Source organism: uncultured Ferrovibrio sp., from assembly GCF_937960835.1.
GTDB lineage: Bacteria > Pseudomonadota > Alphaproteobacteria > Ferrovibrionales > Ferrovibrionaceae > Ferrovibrio.
Genome location: NZ_CALGPC010000015.1, coordinates 160,871 through 184,141, shown reverse-complemented (window position 1 = coordinate 184,141; position 23,271 = coordinate 160,871). Strand labels below are relative to the sequence as shown.

22 protein-coding genes and 1 pseudogene are annotated in these 23,271 nt (G+C 62.4%); 6 read left to right on the top strand and 17 right to left on the bottom strand.

The annotated features are described in order from the left end of the window. The first annotated feature begins 79 nt into the window (after positions 1–79). Complete coding sequence (locus Q0603_RS14945; RefSeq protein ID WP_298727057.1) at positions 80–499, top strand: DUF2914 domain-containing protein; 420 nt, start codon at positions 80–82, stop codon at positions 497–499. A gap of 26 nt (positions 500–525) precedes the next feature. Here the strand turns inward: Q0603_RS14945 and Q0603_RS14940 are convergent, their stop codons facing one another. From Q0603_RS14940 to Q0603_RS14930, 3 genes are read right to left on the bottom strand one after another with little or no spacing between them, the layout of a single operon-like run. Then, positions 526–1,836, bottom strand: a complete 1,311-nt coding sequence (locus Q0603_RS14940; RefSeq protein ID WP_298727055.1) for an ATP-binding protein — start codon at positions 1,834–1,836, stop codon at positions 526–528. A 6-nt stretch (positions 1,837–1,842) separates the two neighbouring features. Continuing rightward, positions 1,843–2,541 carry a response regulator gene (locus tag Q0603_RS14935; RefSeq protein ID WP_298727053.1) on the bottom strand — a complete coding sequence of 233 codons (699 nt, stop codon included), beginning with the start codon at positions 2,539–2,541 and terminating at the stop codon, positions 1,843–1,845. A gap of 1 nt (position 2,542) precedes the next feature. Next, a complete protein-coding gene (locus Q0603_RS14930) occupies positions 2,543–3,037 on the bottom strand; it encodes a MarR family transcriptional regulator (RefSeq protein WP_298727051.1) in 495 nt (164 codons plus the stop codon). 179 nt (positions 3,038–3,216) lie between these two features. Here Q0603_RS14930 and Q0603_RS14925 point away from each other — a divergent pair, with 179 nt between their 5' ends. Next, complete coding sequence (locus Q0603_RS14925) at positions 3,217–4,101, top strand: branched-chain amino acid aminotransferase (protein WP_298727049.1); 885 nt, start codon at positions 3,217–3,219, stop codon at positions 4,099–4,101. 100 nt (positions 4,102–4,201) lie between these two features. On the opposite strand, the gene Q0603_RS14920 is transcribed toward Q0603_RS14925, so the two are convergent. The 7 genes and pseudogenes from Q0603_RS14920 to uvrB all read right to left on the bottom strand — a co-directional run bounded on the left by Q0603_RS14920 (position 4,202) and on the right by uvrB (position 11,257). Then, positions 4,202–4,654, bottom strand: coding sequence for a molybdenum cofactor biosynthesis protein MoaE (locus Q0603_RS14920; protein ID WP_298727047.1), 453 nt, complete (start codon positions 4,652–4,654; stop codon positions 4,202–4,204). A gap of 18 nt (positions 4,655–4,672) precedes the next feature. Further along, positions 4,673–4,924, bottom strand: coding sequence for a molybdopterin converting factor subunit 1 (moaD, locus tag Q0603_RS14915; protein WP_298727460.1), 252 nt, complete (start codon positions 4,922–4,924; stop codon positions 4,673–4,675). 2 nt (positions 4,925–4,926) lie between these two features. Then, positions 4,927–5,517 (bottom strand): CDP-diacylglycerol--glycerol-3-phosphate 3-phosphatidyltransferase, encoded by a 591-nt coding sequence (pgsA, locus tag Q0603_RS14910; protein WP_298727045.1) that lies wholly within the window; start codon positions 5,515–5,517, stop codon positions 4,927–4,929. A 52-nt stretch (positions 5,518–5,569) separates the two neighbouring features. Continuing rightward, a pseudogene (gene uvrC / locus Q0603_RS14905) lies at positions 5,570–7,378 on the bottom strand (excinuclease ABC subunit UvrC); the annotation flags it as partial. Between the two features lie 411 nt (positions 7,379–7,789). Further along, positions 7,790–8,230, bottom strand: a complete 441-nt coding sequence (gene folB / locus Q0603_RS14900) for a dihydroneopterin aldolase (RefSeq protein ID WP_298727041.1) — start codon at positions 8,228–8,230, stop codon at positions 7,790–7,792. A 1-nt stretch (position 8,231) separates the two neighbouring features. Continuing rightward, positions 8,232–9,020 carry an SDR family oxidoreductase gene (locus Q0603_RS14895; RefSeq protein ID WP_298727039.1) on the bottom strand — a complete coding sequence of 263 codons (789 nt, stop codon included), beginning with the start codon at positions 9,018–9,020 and terminating at the stop codon, positions 8,232–8,234. Positions 9,021–9,022: 2 nt separating this feature from the next. Next, on the bottom strand, positions 9,023–11,257 hold the full coding sequence (gene uvrB / locus Q0603_RS14890; protein ID WP_298727037.1) for an excinuclease ABC subunit UvrB: 2,235 nt from the start codon (positions 11,255–11,257) through the stop codon (positions 9,023–9,025). 116 nt (positions 11,258–11,373) lie between these two features. Here uvrB and rfbB point away from each other — a divergent pair, with 116 nt between their 5' ends. Next, positions 11,374–12,420 carry a dTDP-glucose 4,6-dehydratase gene (rfbB, locus tag Q0603_RS14885; RefSeq protein WP_298727035.1) on the top strand — a complete coding sequence of 349 codons (1,047 nt, stop codon included), beginning with the start codon at positions 11,374–11,376 and terminating at the stop codon, positions 12,418–12,420. 73 nt (positions 12,421–12,493) lie between these two features. On the opposite strand, the gene Q0603_RS14880 is transcribed toward rfbB, so the two are convergent. From Q0603_RS14880 to Q0603_RS14855, 6 genes are all read right to left on the bottom strand, one after another. Continuing rightward, positions 12,494–13,471: a branched-chain amino acid ABC transporter permease gene (locus Q0603_RS14880; protein ID WP_298727034.1), complete on the bottom strand. Its 978-nt coding sequence runs from the start codon at positions 13,469–13,471 to the stop codon at positions 12,494–12,496. A 10-nt stretch (positions 13,472–13,481) separates the two neighbouring features. Next, positions 13,482–14,363, bottom strand: coding sequence for a branched-chain amino acid ABC transporter permease (locus tag Q0603_RS14875; protein ID WP_298727032.1), 882 nt, complete (start codon positions 14,361–14,363; stop codon positions 13,482–13,484). Between the two features lie 64 nt (positions 14,364–14,427). Further along, positions 14,428–15,642 (bottom strand): ABC transporter substrate-binding protein, encoded by a 1,215-nt coding sequence (locus tag Q0603_RS14870; RefSeq protein WP_298727030.1) that lies wholly within the window; start codon positions 15,640–15,642, stop codon positions 14,428–14,430. 32 nt (positions 15,643–15,674) lie between these two features. Then, positions 15,675–16,385: an ABC transporter ATP-binding protein gene (locus Q0603_RS14865; protein ID WP_298727028.1), complete on the bottom strand. Its 711-nt coding sequence runs from the start codon at positions 16,383–16,385 to the stop codon at positions 15,675–15,677. Then, positions 16,378–17,133, bottom strand: coding sequence for an ABC transporter ATP-binding protein (locus tag Q0603_RS14860; RefSeq protein WP_298727026.1), 756 nt, complete (start codon positions 17,131–17,133; stop codon positions 16,378–16,380). Before Q0603_RS14860 ends, Q0603_RS14865 begins: the two co-directional genes overlap by 8 nt. Before the next feature lie 132 nt (positions 17,134–17,265). After that, a complete protein-coding gene (locus Q0603_RS14855; RefSeq protein WP_298727023.1) occupies positions 17,266–18,138 on the bottom strand; it encodes a DMT family transporter in 873 nt (290 codons plus the stop codon). 100 nt (positions 18,139–18,238) lie between these two features. Between Q0603_RS14855 and hrpB the strand changes: the two genes are divergently transcribed. From hrpB to Q0603_RS14840, 3 genes are all read left to right on the top strand, one after another. After that, positions 18,239–20,797 (top strand): ATP-dependent helicase HrpB, encoded by a 2,559-nt coding sequence (gene hrpB / locus Q0603_RS14850; RefSeq protein ID WP_366132804.1) that lies wholly within the window; start codon positions 18,239–18,241, stop codon positions 20,795–20,797. Positions 20,798–20,829: 32 nt separating this feature from the next. Beyond that, positions 20,830–21,816, top strand: a complete 987-nt coding sequence (locus tag Q0603_RS14845; protein ID WP_298727021.1) for a response regulator — start codon at positions 20,830–20,832, stop codon at positions 21,814–21,816. Positions 21,817–21,894: 78 nt separating this feature from the next. After that, positions 21,895–22,902, top strand: coding sequence for a response regulator (locus tag Q0603_RS14840; protein WP_298727019.1), 1,008 nt, complete (start codon positions 21,895–21,897; stop codon positions 22,900–22,902). Between the two features lie 27 nt (positions 22,903–22,929). Here Q0603_RS14840 and soxZ read toward each other — a convergent pair whose 3' ends face one another. Continuing rightward, the gene (gene soxZ / locus Q0603_RS14835; protein ID WP_298727017.1) at positions 22,930–23,259 is read right to left on the bottom strand and encodes a thiosulfate oxidation carrier complex protein SoxZ; all 330 of its coding nucleotides are present in this window, start codon (positions 23,257–23,259) and stop codon (positions 22,930–22,932) included. Between the last annotated feature and the right edge of the window lie 12 nt (positions 23,260–23,271).

The following is a 23,271-nucleotide window of genomic DNA, read 5'->3' as shown; positions in this document are numbered from 1 at the left end:
AAGCACCGTGTATTGGCAAAGCACCGTGTATTGACCGGATCGGGCCTGCCGTCTGACAATCCCCGCCAGAGAACAAAACATGCTGACACGACTCTTCACAGCGGCGATCGCTTTGATCCTGCCCAGCCTGCCGGCGCAGGCGCAGGACCATGATTGCGTGGTGCGCGAGTTCAGCCTGGCGCGCAACGTGATCAACCTAGAACCTCAGGAGATCATCACCGGCACCTATCCGCGCGGCACCGAGCGTGCCTATGCCTTTGTCCGTCTTGATTGCTCCGTGGTCCGGCCCGGCGAAACCTTCTGGTTCCACTGGGTAGTGAACGACCGCGAGGTGGGCAAGTCGAAGGCGCGCGTCGATGTCAGCCGCAACTGGCGGATCTGGTCACAGTCGCGCATATTCCCTGGCGAATGGCTGATCCAGCTTAAAGACAGCGACGGACGCTTGCAGGCCGAGCGCCGTTTCGTGGTTGCCAAGCCGGCAGACGGCGACACAGACTAAGCAGCTGGACTGTATTGGACGGGCAATCAGACCGGCAGGCGGATCGTCACCATCAATCCACCCATGCTGGACTCGCCCAGTGATATCTCTCCGCCATGCGCCAGCACGGCATCGCGCGCGATGGTCAGGCCTAGGCCGACATTGCCGCTTCCATGCCGCGACTGATCGATCCGGTAAAAGGGGCGAAATACCTTATGCCGCTCTTTCTCCGGTAGCCCAGGCCCGTCATCCTCAATGTGAATTTCGATCCTCCCGCCGTGGCGGGCCGTACTGAGGCGCACATTCTTGCCATAGCGCAGGGCATTCTCGATCAGATTGGACAACGCGCGCTTGAAGCTCAGCCGCCGCAGGGGCAGCGTTACCGGCTCGGCCAGATCGACCTGCAATTCGCGGCCGCGGCGCCGCACGTCGTCGGCCAGTTCATGGATGAGATCCCCAAGGTCGGTGGGCTGGGCCGGCTGCTCGCTGTGGCCGCGGGCGAAGGCGAGATAGGCCTCCACCATCTTTTCCATTTCCTCGACATCGCCTTTCAGTTCGTCGATTTCGCTGCCGGGAGGCATCATCGAAAGCTGAAGCTTCATGCGTGTCAGCGGCGTGCGCAGGTCATGGCTGACACCGGCCAGCATGTCGGTTCTCTCGCGGATATGGCGGCGCAGACGATCGCGCATTGCCAGGAAGGCGCGGGCTGCAGACCGGACTTCTTCAGCGCCGGTAGGGCGGAAGTCGGTGATCTCACGGCCCTTGCCGAAGGCATCGGCGGCTTCGGCGAGGCGGCGGATCGGTTTGATCTGATTGCGCAGGAACAGCACCGCGATGCTGAGCAGCACCAGCGACGCGCCGGCCATCCACAGCAGGAAGGCATAGGTACTGCTGGAGAAGACGCGGTTCTCCGGTGCTACCACCGTCATCAGCGCGTCGGGAAGCTGCACATAAACGGCGATGCGCCCGCCGCCGCGCTGCGTGTCGATCATGTAGGGGTCAGTCAGCCGCTCGCTCAATCCCTGGATCAGCATGCGGTCCAGAATGGAAAAGCGCCGCGGCGGCGGCAGATTGGTGGGCAGCTTGCCGCCTTCGGTGAATTCCACGTTGATTTCGAGGAAGCGATACGCCCGGTGGATCAGCTCGCCCAGCACGATGGGATCTGGATTGTGCCGCCGCGTGTCGATGATGACGGCGATCTCGCCCGCCAGACCAAGGGTGAGGCGCCGCGTAACGGTATCCCAGTGGCGCTCGTAGAAAATGTAGGTCAGCAGAATCTGCAGTACCATGATCGGCGCCACCAGCAGCATCAGCCAGCGGCCGAACAGACTGCGGGGCAGCAACCGCGTCAGCTGCATGAAACGCTACTCGGTCCAGAGCACATAGCCTTCGCCCCAGACGGTTTGCAGGTAACGCGGATTGCGGGGATCGGCCTCGATCTTGCGCCGCAGACGGGTGATCTGCACGTCCACAGCGCGACTTTCGCCGCCGCTGCCCGGCTCCGCCAGGGCCGCACGCGGCACAGTGGTGCCCGGCGAGCGCGCCAGGATGCGCAGGAGCTGCGCCTCGCCGCTGGTCAGCGGAATGATCTCGTCTCCGCGTTTCAATTCGCCGCGAACAATGTCGAAGGTGAAATCGCCGAAACGCGCAGGCTCGGAGGCGGAAGCGGCGCCGGGGCGGACAGCGCGTTTCAAGATTGCATTGATGCGCAAGGTCAGCTCGCGCGGCTCAAATGGCTTGGGCAGGTAATCGTCGGCGCCTGTCTCAAGGCCCTTGATGCGGTCTTCGGCCTCGCCGCGCGCCGTCAGCAGGATGACCGGCACATGGTTGTTGCGCTGACGCAGCTCAGACACGAAGTCGAAGCCATTCTGCCCCGGCATCATCACGTCGACGATCAGCAGGTCGAAGCTGACCAAGTTGAGTTTCGCCGCCGCGTCGGCGGCGTCTTCGGCGCTGGTGACCCGGAAGCCCTGTCCGGCCAGATACCGCGACAGCAAGGTGCGGATGCGCTCGTCGTCATCGACGACGAGGATATGCGCGTCCGTCATGTCGACATTGGCCATGTCAGCGCCGCTGGATCGCACGAAGGATGGCGGCGCGATCCGGCTCGTCGATCAGACCGGCGAGGACCTTGCGATAGCCCGCCACGGCCTCGGCGCCGGCTTCGCGATAGGCCTGGGCGACCTTCGCCTGCTGAACCATGGCGATTTGATGCTCCAGATCCTTGCCGCGATCGGTGAGAAAAAGCTGGCGCTGCCGGCGGTCGCGCGTGCCCTGCTGCTGGCGGACGAAATCGCCTTCGATCAGGGCGGAAAGCACCCGCGACAGGCTTTGCTTGGTGATCCGCAGGATGCCCAGCAGCTCGGCGACCGTGATGCCGGGATTGCCGCCGATGAAGTGCAGGGCGCGGTGGTGGGCGCGGCCGAAGCCGTACCGCTCCAGAATCTCATCCGGCCCCCGGGTGAAGTCCCGATACGCATAGAACAGCAGTTCGATGCCCTGGCGGAGTTCGTCTTCGCGCAGAAACAGCGGATTGGCCAGCGATTTGAGATCGGTCATGATGTCCTATATGGCGCAAAGGGATGGCCAGCTTCAAGGCAGCCACCCGACAAGTCTGCCTGTAGCCGGCGCAGAAAATAAGTCAGCAATATTGACATAATTCTATCATATTGTTACTTCATGGCCAGTCTGCCGGTAATAATAATACCGAATGTTCGTTTCGCCAAAGGAGCAGCATCATGTCCCTCATCCCGTATGACGACCGCGACGGTTTTATTTGGTTCGACGGTAAGTTGATTCCCTTCCGCGAGGCGAAGCTGCATGTGCTGACTCACGGCCTGCATTACGCTTCCTGCGTTTTTGAAGGCGAACGCGCTTATGACGGCGAGGTGTTCAAACTGACCGAACACAGCCAGCGTCTCTACGACTCCGCCAAGCTGATGGACTTCACCATCCCCTATTCGGTGGAGGAGATTGATCGTGCCACGCGGGAGACGGTGGCGGCCAACAAGATGCCGAACTGCTATGTCCGCCCGGTCGCCTGGCGCGGCTCTGAAATGATGGGCGTGTCGGCGCAGCAGAATAAGATCCATCTGGCGATCGCGGTCTGGGAATGGCCGAGCTACTTCTCGCCGGAAGCCAAGATGAAGGGGCTGCGTCTGCAGATCAGCGATTGGCGCCGCCCGGCGCCGAATACCGCGCCGACCAAGGCGAAGGCCGCTGGCCTGTACATGATCTGCACCTTGTCGAAGCACAAAGCCGAGCGCGATGGCTACCAGGATGCGCTGATGCTCGACTGGCGCGGTCAGGTCGCCGAGGCTACCGGCGCCAACATCTTCTTCTCGAAGGACGGCAAGCTGCATACGCCGACGCCGGATTGCTTCCTCGACGGCATCACGCGCCGCGCGGTGATGGCGATGGCGAGGGCCCGCGGCATTGAGGTCATCGAACGCGCTATTATGCCGGAAGAAATGGCTGGCTTTGAGGAATGCTTCCTGACCGGCACCGCAGCTGAGGTGACGCCGGTTTCTGAAATCGGTCCCTACAAGTTCACGCCGGGCCGGATTTGCCAGCAGTTGCTGGCGGATTTCGACGCCGCCACCCGGCGCAAGGCTGCTGCCTGATTGCAGACAGCTCTTAGATCAACAGCATGCGGCCGCGGATCACTCCGCGGCCGTTTGTTTTGGCGGGTCAATAAACAGACAAAGATGGCAGGGGCTGCGATCAGCGCTGCCAGCGTGCCGCTGCGGCATCGTCACTCGCCTTGGCTTCCACCCAGCGGCGCTCGCCGCCTTGTTCTTCCAGTTTCCAGAACGGCGCCTTGGTCTTAAGCCAGTCGACCAGGAATTCGCAGGCCTCGAATGCTGCCTGCCGGTGCGCCGAGGCGACGATGACAAGAACGATCCTGTCGCCAGGCTCCAGCGGCCCGTAGCGATGAATGACAAGGCAGCCATCCAGCGGCCAGCGCTGCTGCGCCTCGGCCACGATGGCGGAAAGCTGCTTCTCGGTCATGCCGGGATAATGCTCCAGCGTCATGCGTTGGATGGCCTTATCTTCCGCGAAGTCGCGGACGAGACCGGTGAAGGTGACAACGGCGCCGATGCGGGGATTGCCAGCGGTGAGCTTTTCCAGCTCGGCCGCGGTATCGAAATCCTCGCATTGTACCCGCACCGTCATGCGAACACCGCCATGACTTCAGCCTCCGGTGACTGGCGGGAAAATGGCAATCTCGTCGCCGGCCTGAACCGGATGGTCCGGCCGGGCGTAATCCTGGTTCACAGCCACCCGCACGATGCTCGGATCGGCAAGAGCCGCCTCGTAAACCTCGCCGCGGCTGCGCAGCCAGGTAATCAGGTCGGCAACGGTCCGCACCTCCGGCGGGGGCGACACGGTCTCTTCGGCGAGGCCAACCCGCTCGCGCAGCCAGGCGAAATAGAGCACCCGCATGTTCATTCCATTCCCTTCGGTCCGGGCTTGTTGGCAGGCTCTGACGCCATGTGGCGCAATCCCGTCTGCAAGTAATCCCAGCCGGTATAGATCGTCAGCACGGCAGCAATCCACAGGCCGATTTCGCCGATCAGGCGGACATGGAAAGCATCCGGCCCGTAATCGCCCACGATGAGGATGCCGAGCGCGATCAATTGCACCGTGGTCTTCCATTTGGCGAGGCGCGAGACCGGCACTTTGACGCGCAGTTCGGCGAGGAATTCGCGCAGGCCGGTCACGGTGATTTCGCGGCACATGATGACGACGGCGGCCAGACAGGTGATGCGGTCAATCCGCTCGAAGGCAATCAGCATCAGGATCACCGCGGCGACCAGCAGCTTGTCGGCGACCGGATCGAGGAAGCGGCCGAGGTCGGACATTTGCTTCCATTTGCGCGCCAGATAGCCATCGAACCAGTCGGTGATTCCCGCCGCGACGAACAGGACGAGGGGCACCCAGGCGCTCCAGGCGCCGGGCAGGAAAAAGGCCGCGCAAATTGCCGGAATTGCCAGAATGCGCGAGACGGTAAGGATGTTGGGCAGGCTGTTCAGCATGGCACTCAACTATCGCATGGCGGCTGGGGAAGGGCCAGAGCCGTCCCCGGCGTCAACTGCCGTTGAAGTGATCGTAAATACGTTTCGCCATGGCCTTGCTGACGCCATCCACCGCCTCGAGATCGGCCAGTCCGGCACGGGCGACCGCCTTGGCCGAGCCGAAATGCAGCAAAAGCGCCTTCTTGCGTGCCGCCCCGATGCCGGGAATTTCGTCGAGCGGAGAGCGGATCTGGTCCTTGCTGCGCTTTGCCCGGTGGGTTCCGATCGCAAAGCGATGGGCCTCGTCGCGCAGCCGTTGCAGGAAGAACAACACAGGGTGGCGCGGCTCCAGCATGAAGGGCTCGCGGCCGGGAAGGAAGAACTGCTCGCGGCCGGCATTGCGGTCCGGACCCTTGGCGATGCCGACCACCGGCACATCCGTGATCCCGAGTTCCTGCATCACCTGCAAGGTAGCGCTGAGCTGGCCCTTGCCGCCATCGATCAGCAGCAGATCGGGCCAGTCCGCCTCGCTGCCTTCGGCATCTTCCTTGAGCAATCTCTGGAAGCGCCGGGTCAGCACCTGCTTCATCATCGCGTAGTCGTCGCCCGGCGCTATATCCTCGCCGCGGATATTGAACTTGCGATAGGCGTTCTTGCGCAGGCCTTCGGGGCCGGCGACGATCATCGCGCCGACGGCATGGCGGCCCATGATATGGCTGTTGTCGTAGACCTCGATGCGCTGCGGCGGTGCTTCCAGACCAAACAGTTCGGCCACACCTTTCAGAAGCTGTTGCTGCGTGCTGGTTTCCGCCAGACGCCGGCGCAGGGCATCGCGCGCATTGTTGACGGCATGTTCAACGAGATCGCGCTTCAGGCCGCGCTGCGGGCAATGCAGTTCGACCTTGCGCCTGGCATGCTTGGTCAGCGCTTCCTCGATCAGCTCGGCATTGCCGGCTGGATGGCTGATGAGGATCAGGCGCGGCGGCTCGCGCTGCGCATAGAACTGGCCGATGAAGGCATCCAGAACTTCGTCCAGTTCCACATCGCGCGCATGGGCCGGGAAATAGGCACGATTTCCGAAATTCTGCCCGGCGCGGAAGAAGAAAATCTGGATGCAGACCAACCCGCCTTCGGCATGAATGGCGATGACATCAGCATCGTCGATATCGGCGAGATTGACGTCCTGCTTCTGGGTGATATGGGCGAGCGCGCGGATGCGGTCGCGCAGCTCGGCCGCGGTTTCGAAATCCAGTGCTTCCGAAGCCGCTTCCATGCGCCGCCGCCAGTCGTCCAGAACATGGCGGTTGCGGCCGCTGAGGAAGTCACGCGCTTCATTGACGAGGCGGGCGTACTCCGCTTCCGAAATCCGCCCGACGCAAGGCGCTGTGCAGCGCTTGATCTGATATTGCAGGCAGGGCCGTGAGCGGCTGGCAAATTCGCTGTCGGTGCAACTGCGCAGCGGAAAAGCCCGCGACAATGCGTTCAGCGTGATGTGCACGGCGCCGGTCGAAGCAAAGGGACCGAAATATTCGCCCGGCACGTCGCGCGCCCCGCGATGCTTGGTGATGCTGGGGAAGGGATGGTCGCGGGCGATCAGGATATAGGGAAAGGACTTGTCGTCCTTCAGCAGCACGTTGAACGGCGGCTGCAGACGCTTGATCAGATTGGCCTCAAGCAGCAGCGCCTCGGCCTCGGTATGGGTCGTGGTGACCTCGACGGAGGCCACCTGACGCACCATACGCTGGATGCGGATGCTTAAGCCCGAGGTCTTGGCATAGGACGAGACGCGTTTGCGCAGCGAGCGGGCCTTGCCTACGTACAGCACTTCGCCACGGGCATCGATCATCCGGTAGACGCCTGGCCCGAGCGGCAGTGTGGGCAGGTGCCGCGCAATCACCTCCGCGCCGATCTCGCCGGGATGCGCCGCCGTATCGGCCGGGGAAGACACGCTGTCAGGCTCACTCATACGCCAGACCATACCGTTAAAAGCTCAATGATTACACGGTGTTGACAAAAGCGTCCCAAGGCTGTGGATAACTTTGTGGGGAAATGATGCGGTCTATCCGAGTTGCTAACAATCCAACGCCAAGCTTCTCCAGCTTGCGCATTCAAGCCTAGGAATAAATCATTGATTTCATTGATCTAGGATCACTTATGCACAGTCTTTTGATAGCCGATTCGCTGTAAATCGCTCTCAACGACTCGGAAAAGCGCGCTGTGTACAACCTTTTGGAACAGTACTATCGCGACGCAAAGTGCAGTTTCATTTTAAAAATGCAAGTACCACCGTTAGTTAGTGGCGATGCCGCTCGATTTCCACTCCTACGCCAGCCGCCTCGGCGATGGCATCGGGTTTTTCAACACGTACCCGGCAGCGCAGAACTCGCTCGTCCACAAGGCAGAGTTCGGCCAGCCTTTCGGCCAGGGTCTCGACCAGATCGATATGGCCTTGGGCCAACAGGATCTTTGCCTGATTGACCAGCTTCTCGTAGCAGACCACGTCGGCGTAGTCCTTGGGCGGCTCGCCTGGGGTTTCAGCCACCCATAAGTCCATGTTTATCAAGACCTTCTGCGGTTCGATTCGCTCATGCGGATAGATGCCGATCAGGCCTTCAAGCAGCAGGTCGCGGACGAAAACCCGCCGTTCCGGCTGGCTCCGCCGGCGCAGACTGGGAGTAAGGTCAGGGACGGGAATGTCCGCCCAGGCAGCACGCGCCCGTTCATGAATGGTCATTTCATTCCTCCGGGTCTACCGGACCGGATGCCAAGGGACCGGAATTACCCTGCCAGGGCAGATGCTGGCCGCCATCGAGAGCGATCATCTGGCCTGTGAGGGCCGGAGCGTCAAGCAGGAATCCGACGGCTGCGGCAATCTCGTCAGGGTAGGCGCCGCGCCGCAGGGGTGTGCTCTGCCATTGCCGCGCGAATTGTTCCGGGGTCTGGCGCGCGCTAGGCAGCACCGGGCCGGGGCCGATCCCGTTGACGCGGATGCGGGGCGCCAGCGCGAGCGCGAGGGCCTGGGTCATCGCCCAAAGGCCGGCCTTGGCCATGGTGTAGGAGGCGAAATGCGGCGTTAGCCGCCAGACCCGCATGTCGATCAGATTGACAATGTTGCCCGGAACATCGTCCGGCAATTGCGCGGCGAAGGCCTGCGACAGGAAAAACGGCGCTTTCAGGTTGATGTCGAGATGGCGGTCCCAGCTTTCCTCGGTGGCCGTCTGGATATGGTCGTATTCGAACAGCGAGGCGTTGTTGACCAGCACCGAGAGCGGCCCGAGCTTTGCGGCTGCTTCGCCGACCAGTTTCATCACCGCCTGATGATCGGCGAGATCGGCCTGGACTACCGCTGCCTTGCCGCCAAGGCCGATGATTTCGGATGCCACCGCTTCGGCCTCCTGGCGCGAGCGGTTGCAATGCACGGCGACGGAATAGCCGCGGCGGCCGAGATAAAGTGCAATGGCCCGCCCGATACGGACCCCGGAGCCAGTGATCAGGGCGGTGGGAGCAGCAGTCGGAACAGTCATGATCAGCGCTTCCGGCCTCGATAGGCGCGACGTGAGCCTGCGCGGCCTGCGGTGGAACGTCCGACCGGACGCGGCGCGGCAGCAGCTTCCTCCGCCAGGCCCATGGGTTTGAGGGCAACCGGCCCGGCCGGCAATTCAAGTTCGTTCAGCTCCAGACGGCGAATCTCGTCGCGCAGGCGGGCGGCTTCCTCGAATTCGAGATTGCCTGCCGCTTCACGCATGCGCTTCTCAAGCTCGGCGATATAGGCCTTCAGATTGTGGCCAACGAGATGGCCCGCCTCGGCCTGGCCGGCATCCACCGTGTAGTGATCCTGCTCGTAGACCGATTGCAGGATGTCGCCGATCTGCTTCTTCACGCTTTCCGGCGTGATGCCATGTGCTTCGTTATAGGCCTGCTGCTTGGCACGCCGGCGCGCGGTTTCGTCCAGCGCACGCTGCAGGCTGTTGGTCATCTTGTCGGCATAGAGAATGACGCGGCCATCGACGTTACGCGCCGCGCGGCCGATGGTCTGGATCAGCGAGGTCTCGGATCGCAGGAAACCTTCCTTGTCGGCATCGAGAATGGCGACAAGGCCGCATTCCGGAATGTCAAGGCCCTCGCGCAGCAGGTTGATGCCGATCAGCACATCGAACACGCCAAGCCGCAGGTCGCGGATGATCTCGATGCGTTCGATGGTGTCGATATCGGAATGCAGATAGCGCACCTTCAGGCCGACCTCGGTCATGTATTCGGTGAGGTCTTCCGCCATGCGCTTGGTAAGCGTCGTCACCAGCACGCGATAGCCCTTCTGGATCACCGTCTTGCACTCGGCGAGCAGATCGTCGACCTGATGCTCCACCGGGCGGACCTCGGTGACCGGATCGATCAGGCCGGTGGGACGAATGACCTGTTCGACGAACACGCCGCCGGTGCGTTCCAGTTCCCATTTGCCGGGCGTGGCCGAGACGAAGATGGTTTGCGGCCGCAGGCGATCCCATTCGCGGAACCGCAAGGGGCGGTTATCGATGCAGGACGGCAGGCGGAAGCCGTATTCCGCCAGCGTCGCCTTGCGCCGGAAGTCGCCGCGGAACATGCCGCCGATCTGCGGTATCGTCACATGGCTTTCGTCGACGAAGAGCAGGGCATTCTCCGGCAGGTATTCGAACAATGTCGGCGGCGGCTCGCCCGGTTTGCGGCCGGTGATGTAGCGTGAATAGTTCTCGATGCCGGCGCAGGAACCTGTTGCCGCCATCATCTCCAGATCGAAGGTGGTGCGCTGCTCCAGGCGCTGCGCCTCCAGCAGGCGTCCCATCTGGGTGAGCTGATCCAGTCGCACCTTGAGGTCGACCTTGATCTGCTCCATCGCCTGCTGCAGCGTCGGCTTTGGGATCACGTAGTGGCTGTTGGCGTACAGCTTCACCGATTTCATCTCGCCGGTCTTATGGCCGGTGAGCGGATCGAATTCGACGATGCTTTCCAGCTCGTCGCCGAACAGCGACAGGCGCCAGGCGCGGTCTTCCATATGCGAGGGGAAGATCTCGATGCCGTCGCCGCGCACCCGGAAGGCGCCGCGGGCAAAGGCGGCGTCGTTGCGGCGGTATTGCAGATCGACCAGGCGGCGCAGCAGCGTGTCGCGATCAATGGTCTTGCCGGCCTCCAGCGACAGTGTCATTTCCGAATAGGTCTCGACCGAGCCGATACCGTAGATGCACGACACGGAGGCGACGATGATGACGTCGTCGCGTTCCAGCAGCGCGCGCGTGGCCGAATGGCGCATGCGGTCGATCTGCTCGTTGATCGAGGAATCCTTCTCGATATAGGTGTCGCTGCGCGGAACGTAGGCTTCGGGCTGGTAATAGTCGTAATACGAGACGAAGTATTCCACCGCATTGTTCGGGAAGAAGGCCTTCATCTCACCATAGAGCTGCGCGGCGAGCGTCTTGTTCGGGGCGAGGATCAGCGCCGGCCGGCCGGTGCGCTTGATTACCTGCGCCATGCTGAAGGTCTTGCCCGACCCGGTCACGCCGAGCAGCACCTGATCGCGCTCGTTGCGCTCCACGCCTGCCGTCAGTTCTGCAATCGCCTGCGGCTGGTCTCCCTTCGGCTCGTAGGGGGCCTGCAGGTCATAGGCGATGCCGCCTTCGCTTTTGTTCGGGCGGGGCGGGCGATGCGGAATGAAATCCGGAAAATTGGCATCCGCGAAGCGATCCGGGTCTTCGATTTCGCGTTCGATGCTCTGGACTGGGGTCTGGCTCATGGCTGCCAATATGGGGTGGAGAAGGGCCGGGGCCAACCACCCGGTCCGGGCGTTTCTGCGAGCCTTCCGGCGGCTCAGGGCCTCCGGTATACAAAGCTCCAGGGAGACATGTCCATATGACCATCATCGTTACCGGGGGCGCCGGCTTTATCGGCTCGGCGCTGGTTCGCCGGCTCAATGCCCAGGGCCAGCGTGTCGTCACCATTGACAAGCTGACTTACGCCGGCAATCCGGACAATCTGGCGGGCCTGAAAAACCCGGAGTTGCATCGCTTCGAGCAGGTCGATATCTGCGACCGGGCGGCGATCAAGCGGATTTATGCCGAGGTCAAACCCCGGGCGGTCTACCATCTGGCGGCGGAAAGCCATGTCGACCGCTCCATCGACAGCCCGGCGCCGTTCATCGACACGAATGTCACCGGCACCCTGGTGTTGCTGGAAGCGGCGGTCGACCATTATCGCAATCTGGACGGGACTGCGAAAACCCAGTTCCGGCATTTGCAGGTTTCCACCGACGAGGTCTATGGCGAACTGGGCGCGACCGGGCTGTTCGACGAGGACAGCCCCTACCGACCGAATTCGCCTTACGCGGCCAGCAAGGCGGCGGCCGACCATCTGACGCGCGCCTTCGGCCGCACCTACGGCCTGCCGGTGCTGGTGACCAATTGCGGCAACAATTACGGCCCTTATCAGTTTCCCGAGAAGCTGATCCCGCTGACCATCCTGAACGCGCTGGAGGGCAAGTCTTTGCCGGTCTACGGTAAGGGCGAGCAGGTGCGCGATTGGATCCATGTCGAGGATCATGTCGGCGCGCTGCAGCTCGTTGTGGAGAAGGGCCGGCCGGGCGAGACCTATCTGATCGGCGCGCGCGGCGAGCAGCGCAATATCGATCTGGTTCACCGGCTCTGCGCCATTCTGGACGAGCTGGTGCCAAAAAAAGATGGCAGCAAATATGCCGAGCAGATCACCTTCGTCACCGACCGCCCCGGCCACGATGCGCGCTATGCCATCGATCCGGCGAAGGTCGAGCGCGAGCTGGACTGGAAGCCTGCCTATGATCTGGCAGAGGGCCTCAAGGCCACTGTGCAATGGTATCTCGACAATGCCGCCTGGTGCCGCCGCGCTACGCAGACCTATGACCGCCGCCGCATTGGGCTAGGCTGATTGCCGGCTTGAAAGACGCTGAAATGAAAACGGCCCGCCGATGCGGGCCGTTTCGCTTTGCGGATAAGGCCAATCAGCCTTTCTGGTTTTGCCGCCGCTGCCACCAGGCCTGCAGCTCGCCGACGATGCCTTTACGGAAGGCGAGCACGACGACGACGAAGATCACGCCCTGGATCACCAGAACCCATTCGCCGAACCCGGCAAGGTAGTTCTGCATGGTGATGATCACGCCGGCGCCAACGATGGGGCCGAAAACCGTGCCCATGCCGCCGACCAGGGTCATCAGCACCACCTCGCCCGACATCTGCCAGGAGACGTCGGTCAGCGAGGCGAGCTGGAAGACGATCGCCTTGGTGGCGCCGGCCATGCCGGCCAGTGCGGCGGAAAGCACGAAGGCCAGCAGCTTGTACTGCTCGACCCGGTAGCCGAGCGAGATGGCACGCGGCTCGTTTTCGCGGATCGCCTTGAGCACCTGGCCGAAGGGCGAATGGATGGTGCGCCAGATCACCAAAAAGCCGAAGGTGAAGATGGCCAGCACCACATAATAGAAGGCGTAGTCATTGGAGAGATCGAACAGTCCGAGGATCGGGCGGCGCGGAATCGCCTGAATGCCGTCTTCGCCGCCGGTGAACGGTGCCTGCACGCAGAAGAAGAACACCATCTGCGCCAGGGCCAAGGTGACCATTGCGAAATAGATGCCTTGGCGGCGGATGGCCAGCACCCCGGTAACTAGGCCCAGAAGAGCCGCACAAACCGTGCCGGCGAGAATGCCGAGTTCGGGCGACCAGCCCCAGACCTTGACCACATGGCCGCTGATATAGGCGGCGCCGCCGAAGAACATGGCATGGCCAAAGGAAAGCAGGCCGACATAGCCGATCAGCAAGTTGAAGGCGAGCGCAAACAGCGCGAAGCAAAGCACCTTCATCAGGAAGACTGGATAGATCACCAGCGGTGCGACGATGGCGATGCAAACCAGCATGGCCAGGATCGAAAGATCCCGATTCTTGGCGATGGCGGGTTGGCTAGTCAGAGTGATCGCGGCGTTGTTCATGGTTGGACCCTTACTTCGGCGTGCCGAACAGGCCGGCGGGCTTCAGCATCAGCACGATCGCCATGATGATGAAGATCACGGTGTTGGAGGCTTCGGGGTAGAAGACCTTGGTCAGGCCTTCGATGATGCCCAGCGCGAAGCCAGTGACGATGGCGCCCATGATCGAGCCCATGCCGCCAATGACGACGACAGCGAAGACGATGATGATCAGGTTGGAGCCCATCAGCGGATTGACGTTATAGGCCGGAGCGGCCAACACGCCCGCCAGTGCGGCAAGGCCTACACCGAAACCGTAGGTGAGCGTGATCATGCGCGGCACGTTGATGCCGAAAGCCTGCACCAGATCCGGGCGCTCGGTGGCGGCGCGCAGATAGGAGCCGAGCTTGGTGCGCTCGATCATGAACCAGGTGCCGAGACAGATCGCCAGCGAAGCAGCGACGATCCAGGCGCGGTACCAGGGCAGGAACATGAAGTCGAGCCGGGTGCCACCGGGCAGCGGGTTGGCATAGGGCAGGCCGGTCGAGCCGAACTGCTTGCGGAACACGCCCTCAATGATCAGCGCCAGACCGAAGGTCAGCAGCAGGCCGTAGAGATGGTCGAGATGATAGAGATGGCGCAGGAATAGCCGTTCCATGGCGATGCCGATGGCACCAACGACGATTGGCGCGATCACCAGGGCGCCCCAATAGGGCACGCCAGCCCATTCAAGCAGCATCCAGGCCGCGAAGGCGCCCATCATGTACTGAGCGCCATGGGTGAAATTGATGACGTTAAGCAGACCGAAAATGACCGCCAGCCCGAGGCTGAGCATCGCATAGAAGGCGCCATTGATCAGGCCCAGCAACAACTGGCCAAACAGCGCTTGCGGTGGAATGCCAAGCAATTCGAACATCTCGGTGCGGCCCCCTCAGAAAAAATGGTGGGGCCAGCCGTGACGCGGCTGGCCCCGATGGTTCTTAGCTCTTCTTGACGAGCGGGCAGCCGCCCTCGTTCAGAGGACGGAACGCCTGTTCGGCCGGGATTTCCTTCTTCACGGTCAGGTAATCCCAGGGAGCCTTCGATTCAGAGGGCTTCTTCACCTCGACGAGGTACATGGTGTGCATGTGGCGGCCATCCTCGCGGATCGTGCCCTTCCCGAACAGCTTGTCCTCGCTCGGCATGGACTTCATCTTGGCCACCACGGCCGCGCCGTCGGCGTCGCTCTTCAGCGCTTCCACAGCCTTCAGGTAGTGGATGACCGAGGAGTAGATGCCGGCATGGACCATGGTCGGATACTTGCCGCCATTGGCCGCCGCGAATTCCTTCGCGAAGGCGCGGTTGTTGTCGTTCAGATCCCAGTACCAGGCGGTGGTGAAATTCAGGCCCTGAGCGGTCTTCAGGCCCAGCGCATGCACGTCGGTGATGAACATCAGCATGCCGGCAAGCTTCTGGCCGCCTTCGACGATGCCGAATTCAGCCGCCTGCTTGATCGAGTTGATGGTGTCGCCGCCAGCATTGGCCAGGCCGATGATCTGCGCCTTCGAAGCCTGCGCCTGCAGCAGGAAGGACGAGAAGTCGGTACCGGGGAAGGGGGTGCGGACGGCGCCGAGGGTCTTGCCGCCGTTGGCCTCGACCACGGCCTTGGTGTCGCGCTCCAGCGCATGGCCGAAAGCGTAGTCCGCGGTCAGGAAGAACCAGGTCTTGCCGCCGGTCTGCACGATGGCCTTGCCGGTGCCGTTGGCCAACGCCCAGGTGTCATAGGTCCAGTGGATGGTGTTCGGCGAGCAGGCGGGGCCGGTCAGGTCGGCGGTCGCCGGGCCGGAACCGAGGAAGACCTTGTTCTTTTCCTTGGTGATCTGGTTGATCGCCAGCGCCACCGAGGAGGTGGGCACGTCAACGATCACGTCGACCTTGTCGACGTCATACCACTGACGGGCGATGTTGGAGCCAATATCGGGCTTGTTCTGGTGATCAGCGAAGACCACCTCGACCTTCAGGCCCTTGGCGGCGGCGCCGTAATCCTCGACCGCCTTTTTCGCGGCCCAGGTGCCGCCCGGACCAGACACGTCGGCATAAAGGCCTGACTGGTCATTCAACACGCCGATCTTAATGACGCCGTCGCTGTACTGCGCTTGGGCGCTGCCGGCGGCGAGTAATGCCGCCGCAGAAACTGCCAGATATTTGAACTGCATCGCTTCCTCCTCAGTTAAACTTGGTTATTGGGTCAGACGCCAAGATAGATTTCCAGTTTCTGTATGTTGGCGCCGATCTGGTCGTTCGGGATCATGTCGATCACTTTACCGTGTTCCACCACGTAATGGCGGTCAGCCACCGTGCTGGCGAAACGGAAATTCTGCTCGACCAGCAGAATCGTGTAGCCCTTCTCCTTCAACAGCCGGATCATCGCGCCGATCTGCTGCACGATGACAGGCGCAAGGCCTTCGGTCGGCTCGTCCAGCAGCAGCATGGTGGCGCCGGTGCGCAGGATTCGGCCGATTGCCAGCATCTGCTGCTCACCGCCGGACAGCTTGGTGCCCTGGCTTTTGAGCCGTTCCTTCAGGTTCGGGAAAATCTCGTAGATCTCGTCCAGCGACATGCCGCCCGGCTTTACCGGCGGCGGCAGGGTCAGGTTTTCGTAGACATTCAGGCTGGAAAAGATGCCGCGCTCTTCGGGGCAGAAGGCGATGCCTTTCTTGGCGATCCGGTTCGAGGGCAGCTGAATCAGTTCCTCGCCCTCAAACTGGACCGAGCCCTTGCGGCTCGGGATCATGCCCATCACAGCCTTCATCGTGGTGGTCTTGCCCGCGCCGTTGCGGCCCAGCAGCGTCACCACTTCGCCCTTATGCACCTCGAAATCCATCCCATGCAGGATGTGCGATTCGCCATACCAGGCATTCAGGCCTTTGACCGCCAGTTCAACGCTGCCGTTATGCATTACCGGTCCCCATATAGGCCTCGATGACGTCCGGATTGCGTGACACCGTCTCGTAATTGCCTTCGGCGAGGATTTCGCCGCGGCGCAGAACGGTGATCGTGTCGGACAGCTTGGCCACGACGCTGAGGTTATGCTCGACCATCAAGACGGTGCGATTCGCGGAAACGCGTTTGATCAGGTCGGCGATGCGGTCGATATCCTCATGGCCCATGCCGGCCATCGGCTCGTCCAGCAGCATCATTTCCGGTTCCAGCGCCAGAGTCGTCGCGATTTCCAGTGCCCGCTTGCGGCCATAAGGCAGCTCAACGGCGGTATGGCGGCGGTAGTCGATCAGGCCGACCGCATCCAGCAATTCTTCGGCCCGGCTGTTCAGCTCGTTCAGCGAGGCTTCCGATTTCCAGAAATGGAAAGAGGTGCCCAGCGGCCGCTGCAGCGCGATTCGCACGTTTTCCAACAGGCTAAGATGCGGAAAGACCGCTGAAATCTGGAACGACCGCACCATGCCGCTGCGTGCGATATCCGCAGGCTTGGCATGCGTGATGTCCTGGCCGTTATAGGTGATGCGGCCCCGGCTGGGACTTAAGAACTTGGTTAACAGATTGAAACACGTCGTCTTTCCGGCGCCGTTGGGGCCGATCAGAGCGTGTATGCTGTGGCGCCGGACTTTTAAATTAACATCCTTGACCGCGACGAAGCCGGCGAATTCCTTCGTCAGTCCTTCGGTCGAGAGGATAAAATCCTCACCCATTTGGACCGTTCCCTGTTTGCCTCCCTTGGCGTCCGCTTGCGCGGTACGCGGAGGAATGGAAACGGATTTATGCGGGCTTGTAAATAGCCTGAGGTGGCAAAGCGTTACTGATATGTCAGTACGCCTGGTTGCCTAATTTCGCGGCGCAGCCGGGGCAGCCTTTGCATCTCGCGCGGCCCGGCGCGAAATTTGGTGTTCCCGATACGATATATATGTGGCACTGGCGAAGATCACGGTCCCGCCCACCCAGGTCCACAAATCGGGCACTTGGCCAAAGAAGAAGAAACCGATCAGGGCCGCCCAGATCAGCTTGGTGAAATCGAGCGGCATGAGGGCGGTGGTATCGCCGTACCGGAAAGCTTCGGTGAACAGCATGTGTCCGGCCGATCCGCAGGCGCCCAGCAGGAACATGATCCCGAGCTGCTCCCAGGTCGGCCATTCCCAGACGAACAGCGACGCCGCGAAGGTGATCGGCATCAGGAAGACCGTCATGTAGGTGGCGATCGTCAGGCTGGAATCGGTGCGGGCGAGGATCTTGATGTCGAGCATCGAGGCAGCCCAGAGCACGGTCGATCCGATCACCAGGATCGGCCCAAGGCCAACCGGCATCAGGCCCGGCCGCAACACGATCAACGCACCCAGGAATCCGATGACCAGCGCCGCGATCCGACGGGCATGCAGTTTCTCGTGCAGCACGAACACCGCCCCGATGGTCATGAACAGAGGCGCGGTGTAGGACAGCGCGGTTGCCTCCGCGAGCGGCGTGATCGCCAGCGCGGTGAAGAACATCATCATCGAAGTGCTGTTCAGCGCCCCGCGCAGCGCATGCAGATGCAACTTGGTGGTGCGGAAGGCGGTAAAGCGGCTGCGGATGATCGCCGGCAGCAGCGCCACGAAGCCGAACAGATTGCGGAAAAAGGCCACTTCGATCGGGGGCACCTCTTGCGAGGCCTTCGCGACCAAGGCATGCATGACGCAGAAGCAGAAGGCCGACGCGACCATCATCAGCATTGCTTTCAAAGGCGGTGCCGAGATGGACGAAGAGGCGGGAACTGGTATTTCGGACATTTGACCGGGCGTTTCGCTAAAATCGTACAATTTCAGCTTGGCGGACTCGCTAACATTGCAAAAATTGCAACTCTCCTATGCGCTGCCGATTCAAGAGGTTTTGCCCGAGATAACGGCAAGTCTGGCTCGTAACAGCAATCTTGTTGTGCAGGCGCCACCCGGATCGGGCAAGACCACGCTGCTGCCGCTTGCGCTGCTCGATCAGCCCTGGGCGCAGCAGGGCCGAATCGTGGTGCTTGAGCCTCGCCGGCTGGCGGCGCGGCTGGCCGCACGGCGCATGGCCGATCTGTTGGGCGAAGCAGTAGGTGAGACTGTCGGCTACCGCGTGCGTCTCGACAGCAAGACCGGACCGAAGACCCGGATCGAACTCAACACCGATGGCGTCTTCTTACGCCGGCTGCAGCGCGACCCCGAACTTAAAGGCATTGCCGCCGTGCTGTTCGACGAATGCCACGAGCGCGGCCTGGAATCGGATGTCAGTCTGGCGCTGTGCCTGGAAGCGCAGTCCGCCTTGCGGCCGGATCTGAAACTTGTGGCGATGTCGGCGACCCTGGATGCGGCGCCGTTTGCCAAGCTGATGGGCGATTGCCCCGTCGTCACGGGCGAGGGCCAGAGCTTCCCGGTCGAGACGCGCTGGCGCCCGCCATCGGCTCAGGCCCGTCTGGATCAGGCCGTTGCGGATACGGTGCGGCAGGCGTTGAACGAGACGGAAGGGGACATGCTGGTCTTCCTGCCGGGCGTCGGCGAAATTCGCCGCGTCGAGGCAAGGCTGCAGGACATGCAGCTACCGGGCAGTGTCTCGGTCCTGCCGCTTTATGGCGACCTGCCGGGCGAGCAGCAGGACATGGCGCTGAAGCCAAGTCCGCCGGGTCGCCGAAAGGTGGTGCTGTCGACGTCCATTGCGGAAAGCTCGCTCACCATCGAAGGCGTGCGCGTGGTGATCGACAGCGGCTACATGCGTCAGCCGCGTTTCTCGCCCAGTACCGGCATGGCGCGTCTGGAAACGCTGCGCGTCAGCCAGGCATCGGCCGATCAGCGGCGCGGCCGCGCCGGCCGCCTCGGCCCCGGTGTTTGCTATCGCCTCTGGGCCGAAGCGGCCCATGGCGGCCTGCAGAAATTCACCGCGCCGGAAATCGCCGTCACCGATCTGACGCCGCTGGCGCTCGATCTTGCTGTCTGGGGCGTGCGCGACGAGGCGACACTGCCCTGGCTCGATCCGCCGCCCCAGGCGGCGATGGCTTACGCCAAGGAATTGCTGCGCGAACTGGGCGCCATCGATACGGAAGGCGTCATCACGCCGCATGGCAAGGCGATGGCGGAATTGCCGCTGCATCCGCGCCTGGCCCATATGGTGATCCGCGGCCATGACCTCGGGTTAGGCGGTCTGGCTTGTGCCTTGGCCGCGCTGCTGGGCGAACGGGACATTGCAAAGGGAGCGGGTGCTGGACCGCGTGACGTCGATCTGCGCTGGCGGCTGGAAATCGTCGCCGGCGAGAGCGAGCGCGACAGCGCGCCGCATGGCTTGCGCGTCGACATGAATGCCGTGCGCCAGATCCGGAAACTGGCCAGCGACTGGCGCCGTCAGATCGGCGCCGAGCTTCATAAGGGTTCCGCCGAGGAAGCCGGGCTGCTCGTCGCGCTGGCTTATCCGGACCGCGTCGCCAAGAAGCGCGGCGGCGGTGTCGGCAGTTTTCTGCTCAGCAATGGACGCGGCGCCAGGCTCGACCCGCTGGATGCTCTCAGCAACGAGGCTTATCTGGCAGTGGCGGAGGTCGACGGCGCTCAGGCCGATGCCCGGATTTTCCTCGCAGCGCCGATCAGTGAGGCGGAGATCGAGGCGCATCTCGGCGAGGCTATCGAAACGCGCAGTGCCGTGGAATGGGACGAGCGCACGCAAGCCGTGTTGGCGCGGGAGCAGCGCCGACTTGGTTCCCTGGTGCTGCGGGAAAAGCCGTTGGCCAATCCATCGGCGGAGATGGTGCAGCAGGCCTTGCTCGCCGCGATCCGCAAGGTGGGCCTGGATGCCACTCTGCCCTGGACGCCGGGGCTTCGTCAGTGGCAGGCGCGGGTCAATTTGCTGCGCCGCCATCTGCCCGCTGCCGCAGACTGGCCGGATATGAACGATGCGGCACTGACGGAGCGCCTGGAGGATTGGCTGGCGCCCTATCTGCAAGGCATCACCAAGCTGTCACAGCTTGCCAATATCGACCTGCACGCGGCACTGACCCATCAGCTCGATTATACGCAGCAGAAACTGCTCGATGCCGAAGCGCCCACGCATCTGCAGGTTCCCTCGGGATCGAACATCCCCATTGATTACACGCAAGGGGAAAACCCGGTTCTGGCTGTTCGTTTGCAGGAAATGTTCGGCTGCGCCGAAACGCCGAGCGTTGCCGGCGGCAGGGTGAAGCTCGTCCTGCATCTGCTGTCGCCGGCGCGGCGTCCCTTGCAGGTAACCAGCGATCTGGCTGGTTTCTGGCAATCGAGCTATCGCGCTGTGCGGGCCGAGATGCGCGGACAATATCCGAAGCATGACTGGCCGGAAGATCCCATGGCAGCGCTGCCGACAGCCCGCGCCAAGCCGAGGCCGCGTTGAACTGTCATGCCTGTCGTCGTTCGGTACATGCCATGACGTCCGACCGCCGCCGCGAAATCTGCATTCTGTTCGGCGACCCCAATCAGGGCATGCGGGGCCTTTACCGCACGGCCATGCGCAGCGAGGGTTTCGAGAATCTGCACGGTTTCGACACGCTGGAAGGCTTCACCCGGCTCGTCGCGCAGGTGCAGCCGGATTTGATCTTCATGAATGTCGCGATGCCGGGTGGCGACGCCGTCGCAATAACACGCGCGATCCGGCATGGCGAGATCGGCACCAATCCGTTCGTGCCGATCATTCTTACCACCTGGGAAGCCGAGAGCGGCATGGTGCGGCGCATTATCGATTCCGGCGCCGATGACCTGCTGGTCAAACCGTTATCCACCCAGTCGATCACCGACCGCATCCAGGCTTTGGCCGAGAAGCGGAAACCGTTTGTGGTGACGGCAGACTATATCGGCCCGGATCGGCGCGCGGGCAAACGCTCGGAAAGCGATGGGCCGCTGATTGTCGTTCCCAACAGGCTGCATGCCAAGCTGAACGGGCTCGCCATCAACGATGAAGCATTCCGGCAGGACATTGCCGCGATGCAGGCGCAGGTCAATCGGCTGCGCCTGAAGGCGGCGGCTTTCCGGGTCGCCTTTGTGGCCACCCAGTTGGATGCCATCTGCCGTTCCATGGTTGACAAGCGCCATGACGCCGAAATGCTGCTCAACGGCTTGAGGCTGTCGGTCACCGATATCCGGCTGAGGGTCGCTGAGGCCGACCGCGTCACGGTCACGACGTTGTGCGATCAGATCAGCGGTCCGGTCGAGGCGCTGCTGGCCACGGGGGCGCCGCCGGATCCGGCAGCCTGGCAGACCCGCATCAGCGTCACACAAAGCCGAGCGGCGGCATTGCTTCAGTATTTCAATCCGGATATGAGCCCCGAGCAGTTGAAGGTGGAGGTCGATGCCGCAGTCGCCCGGTTCTGGGCGCGGCAGGCGGCGATTGCGGCCGGGACTCTGCCTGCGGAATGAGGTTATATTTTTGACGCACCTGCTATCTCCCACCCGATGCGGCTTGTTGTTGCGCCGCCGCCTCTCTAGGATTAGCGGATGAATCCCGAGCGCCGAACCGACGTTCGAATCCTATACGGTGATTCCGGACAGAGCACGCGTATCCTCTACCGCCAGGCGTTGATGGCGAATGGCTACACGTCACTGCGCGAATTCGACACCCTGGAGGGGTTTGCGTCCCTCCTGGCAGTGGTTCAGCCCGACATGGTCTTCATGGATATCGACATGCCGGGCGGCGATGCCATCTCGCTCGTGCGCGACCTCCGCCATGGCAAGCTCGGCGTCAATCCTTACCTTCCCGTCATCCTGACGACCTGGGAACCGCAGCATCGCGTGGTGAAGCGGGTGATCGACGCGGGCGCCGACGACCTGCTGGTCAAGCCGCTTTCCACCCGCATCCTGCTGGAGCGGATCGAGGCGCTGGCCTGGAACCGCAAGCCGTTCGTCGTCACCTCCGATTACATCGGGCCAGATCGCCGCAAGGCCGATGCGCGCCGTGACAGCACGGTGCCGCTGATCGAGGTGCCGAACCCGCTGCGCGCACGGCTTCAGGGAGAGGCCAACGATACCCGGGTGATGAAAAAGGCGATCCTCGAAGCCAATGCGAAGGTCAACGAGCAGCGCTTGCGCGCCGGCGCCTTCCGCATCGCCTTCGTCGCACAGCAGATCGTCCCGCTCTACAAGACGCAAACGCAGCCCGATGAGACTACGCTTGGCATGCTGCGCGATCTGATCGCCTCCACCGAGGACATTCAGCGCCGCGTCATCGGCACTCAATATGCTCATGTCGCCCAGATCTGCGAACGCCTGCTGGTGACGGCGCGGCACATCCTCGAGCAGGGCAAGGATATTGCCTTCGATCCGTCCTGGACCAAGAGCTTCGATTTGTTGAAGACGCTGGGCGAAGCCGTTCTGGTCTTCTTCAACCCCGAGCGTGACGCCTTGGAGTTGGCGCGCGAGGTGGCCGAAGCCGTGGACCGTTACCGCGCGCGCAAGGCCGCGCAGGCAGCGGGCCGTCTGCCGGAGCCCACCGACGTTCCAGCATAAGGAAATATTGCTCAGGATGTGGCTGGTTCAGGATATGGTGATCGTTTGCGACACCTTGTAGAGGCTGCCGTCATCGTCTGTCCAGGTGAAATCCAGCTGGCCGCTTTCCGTCGCCTTGACGAAGAATGAGATGAGGGGATTGGCGGAGATCGCCGGTTCCAGCTTCGCGTCGAAGACCGTCTTGCCGTTATAGGTGACGGTCATCCTGTTGATGATCTTGCGCGGGATGGTTTTGCCGTCGGCGTCCTTGCGCTGTCCGGACTCCATCGGATGCGAGACCAGGGTTTTGATCTCGATGATCTCCCCCTTCTTCGCGGGGCTTGGCACCCGGATGCGCGGCTTGACGTCTTCAGCCATGGTTTATGTCTT

Excerpts from the sequence above, each read along its gene's own strand:
- Q0603_RS14945 (WP_298727057.1), top strand. The coding sequence starts at position 80 with ATGCTGACACGACTCTTCACAGCGGCGATCGCTTTGATCCTGCCCAGC.
- Q0603_RS14940 (WP_298727055.1), bottom strand. The coding sequence starts at position 1,836 with ATGCAGCTGACGCGGTTGCTGCCCCGCAGTCTGTTCGGCCGCTGGCTG.
- Q0603_RS14935 (WP_298727053.1), bottom strand. The coding sequence starts at position 2,541 with ATGGCCAATGTCGACATGACGGACGCGCATATCCTCGTCGTCGATGAC.
- Q0603_RS14930 (WP_298727051.1), bottom strand. The coding sequence starts at position 3,037 with ATGACCGATCTCAAATCGCTGGCCAATCCGCTGTTTCTGCGCGAAGAC.
- Q0603_RS14925 (WP_298727049.1), top strand. The coding sequence starts at position 3,217 with ATGTCCCTCATCCCGTATGACGACCGCGACGGTTTTATTTGGTTCGAC.
- Q0603_RS14920 (WP_298727047.1), bottom strand. The coding sequence starts at position 4,654 with ATGACGGTGCGGGTACAATGCGAGGATTTCGATACCGCGGCCGAGCTG.
- moaD (WP_298727460.1), bottom strand. The coding sequence starts at position 4,924 with ATGCGGGTGCTCTATTTCGCCTGGCTGCGCGAGCGGGTTGGCCTCGCC.
- pgsA (WP_298727045.1), bottom strand. The coding sequence starts at position 5,517 with ATGCTGAACAGCCTGCCCAACATCCTTACCGTCTCGCGCATTCTGGCA.
- folB (WP_298727041.1), bottom strand. The coding sequence starts at position 8,230 with ATGACCATTCATGAACGGGCGCGTGCTGCCTGGGCGGACATTCCCGTC.
- Q0603_RS14895 (WP_298727039.1), bottom strand. The coding sequence starts at position 9,020 with ATGACTGTTCCGACTGCTGCTCCCACCGCCCTGATCACTGGCTCCGGG.
- uvrB (WP_298727037.1), bottom strand. The coding sequence starts at position 11,257 with ATGAGCCAGACCCCAGTCCAGAGCATCGAACGCGAAATCGAAGACCCG.
- rfbB (WP_298727035.1), top strand. The coding sequence starts at position 11,374 with ATGACCATCATCGTTACCGGGGGCGCCGGCTTTATCGGCTCGGCGCTG.
- Q0603_RS14880 (WP_298727034.1), bottom strand. The coding sequence starts at position 13,471 with ATGAACAACGCCGCGATCACTCTGACTAGCCAACCCGCCATCGCCAAG.
- Q0603_RS14875 (WP_298727032.1), bottom strand. The coding sequence starts at position 14,363 with ATGTTCGAATTGCTTGGCATTCCACCGCAAGCGCTGTTTGGCCAGTTG.
- Q0603_RS14870 (WP_298727030.1), bottom strand. The coding sequence starts at position 15,642 with ATGCAGTTCAAATATCTGGCAGTTTCTGCGGCGGCATTACTCGCCGCC.
- Q0603_RS14865 (WP_298727028.1), bottom strand. The coding sequence starts at position 16,385 with ATGCATAACGGCAGCGTTGAACTGGCGGTCAAAGGCCTGAATGCCTGG.
- Q0603_RS14860 (WP_298727026.1), bottom strand. The coding sequence starts at position 17,133 with ATGGGTGAGGATTTTATCCTCTCGACCGAAGGACTGACGAAGGAATTC.
- Q0603_RS14855 (WP_298727023.1), bottom strand. The coding sequence starts at position 18,138 with ATGATGGTCGCGTCGGCCTTCTGCTTCTGCGTCATGCATGCCTTGGTC.
- Q0603_RS14845 (WP_298727021.1), top strand. The coding sequence starts at position 20,830 with ATGACGTCCGACCGCCGCCGCGAAATCTGCATTCTGTTCGGCGACCCC.
- Q0603_RS14840 (WP_298727019.1), top strand. The coding sequence starts at position 21,895 with ATGAATCCCGAGCGCCGAACCGACGTTCGAATCCTATACGGTGATTCC.
- soxZ (WP_298727017.1), bottom strand. The coding sequence starts at position 23,259 with ATGGCTGAAGACGTCAAGCCGCGCATCCGGGTGCCAAGCCCCGCGAAG.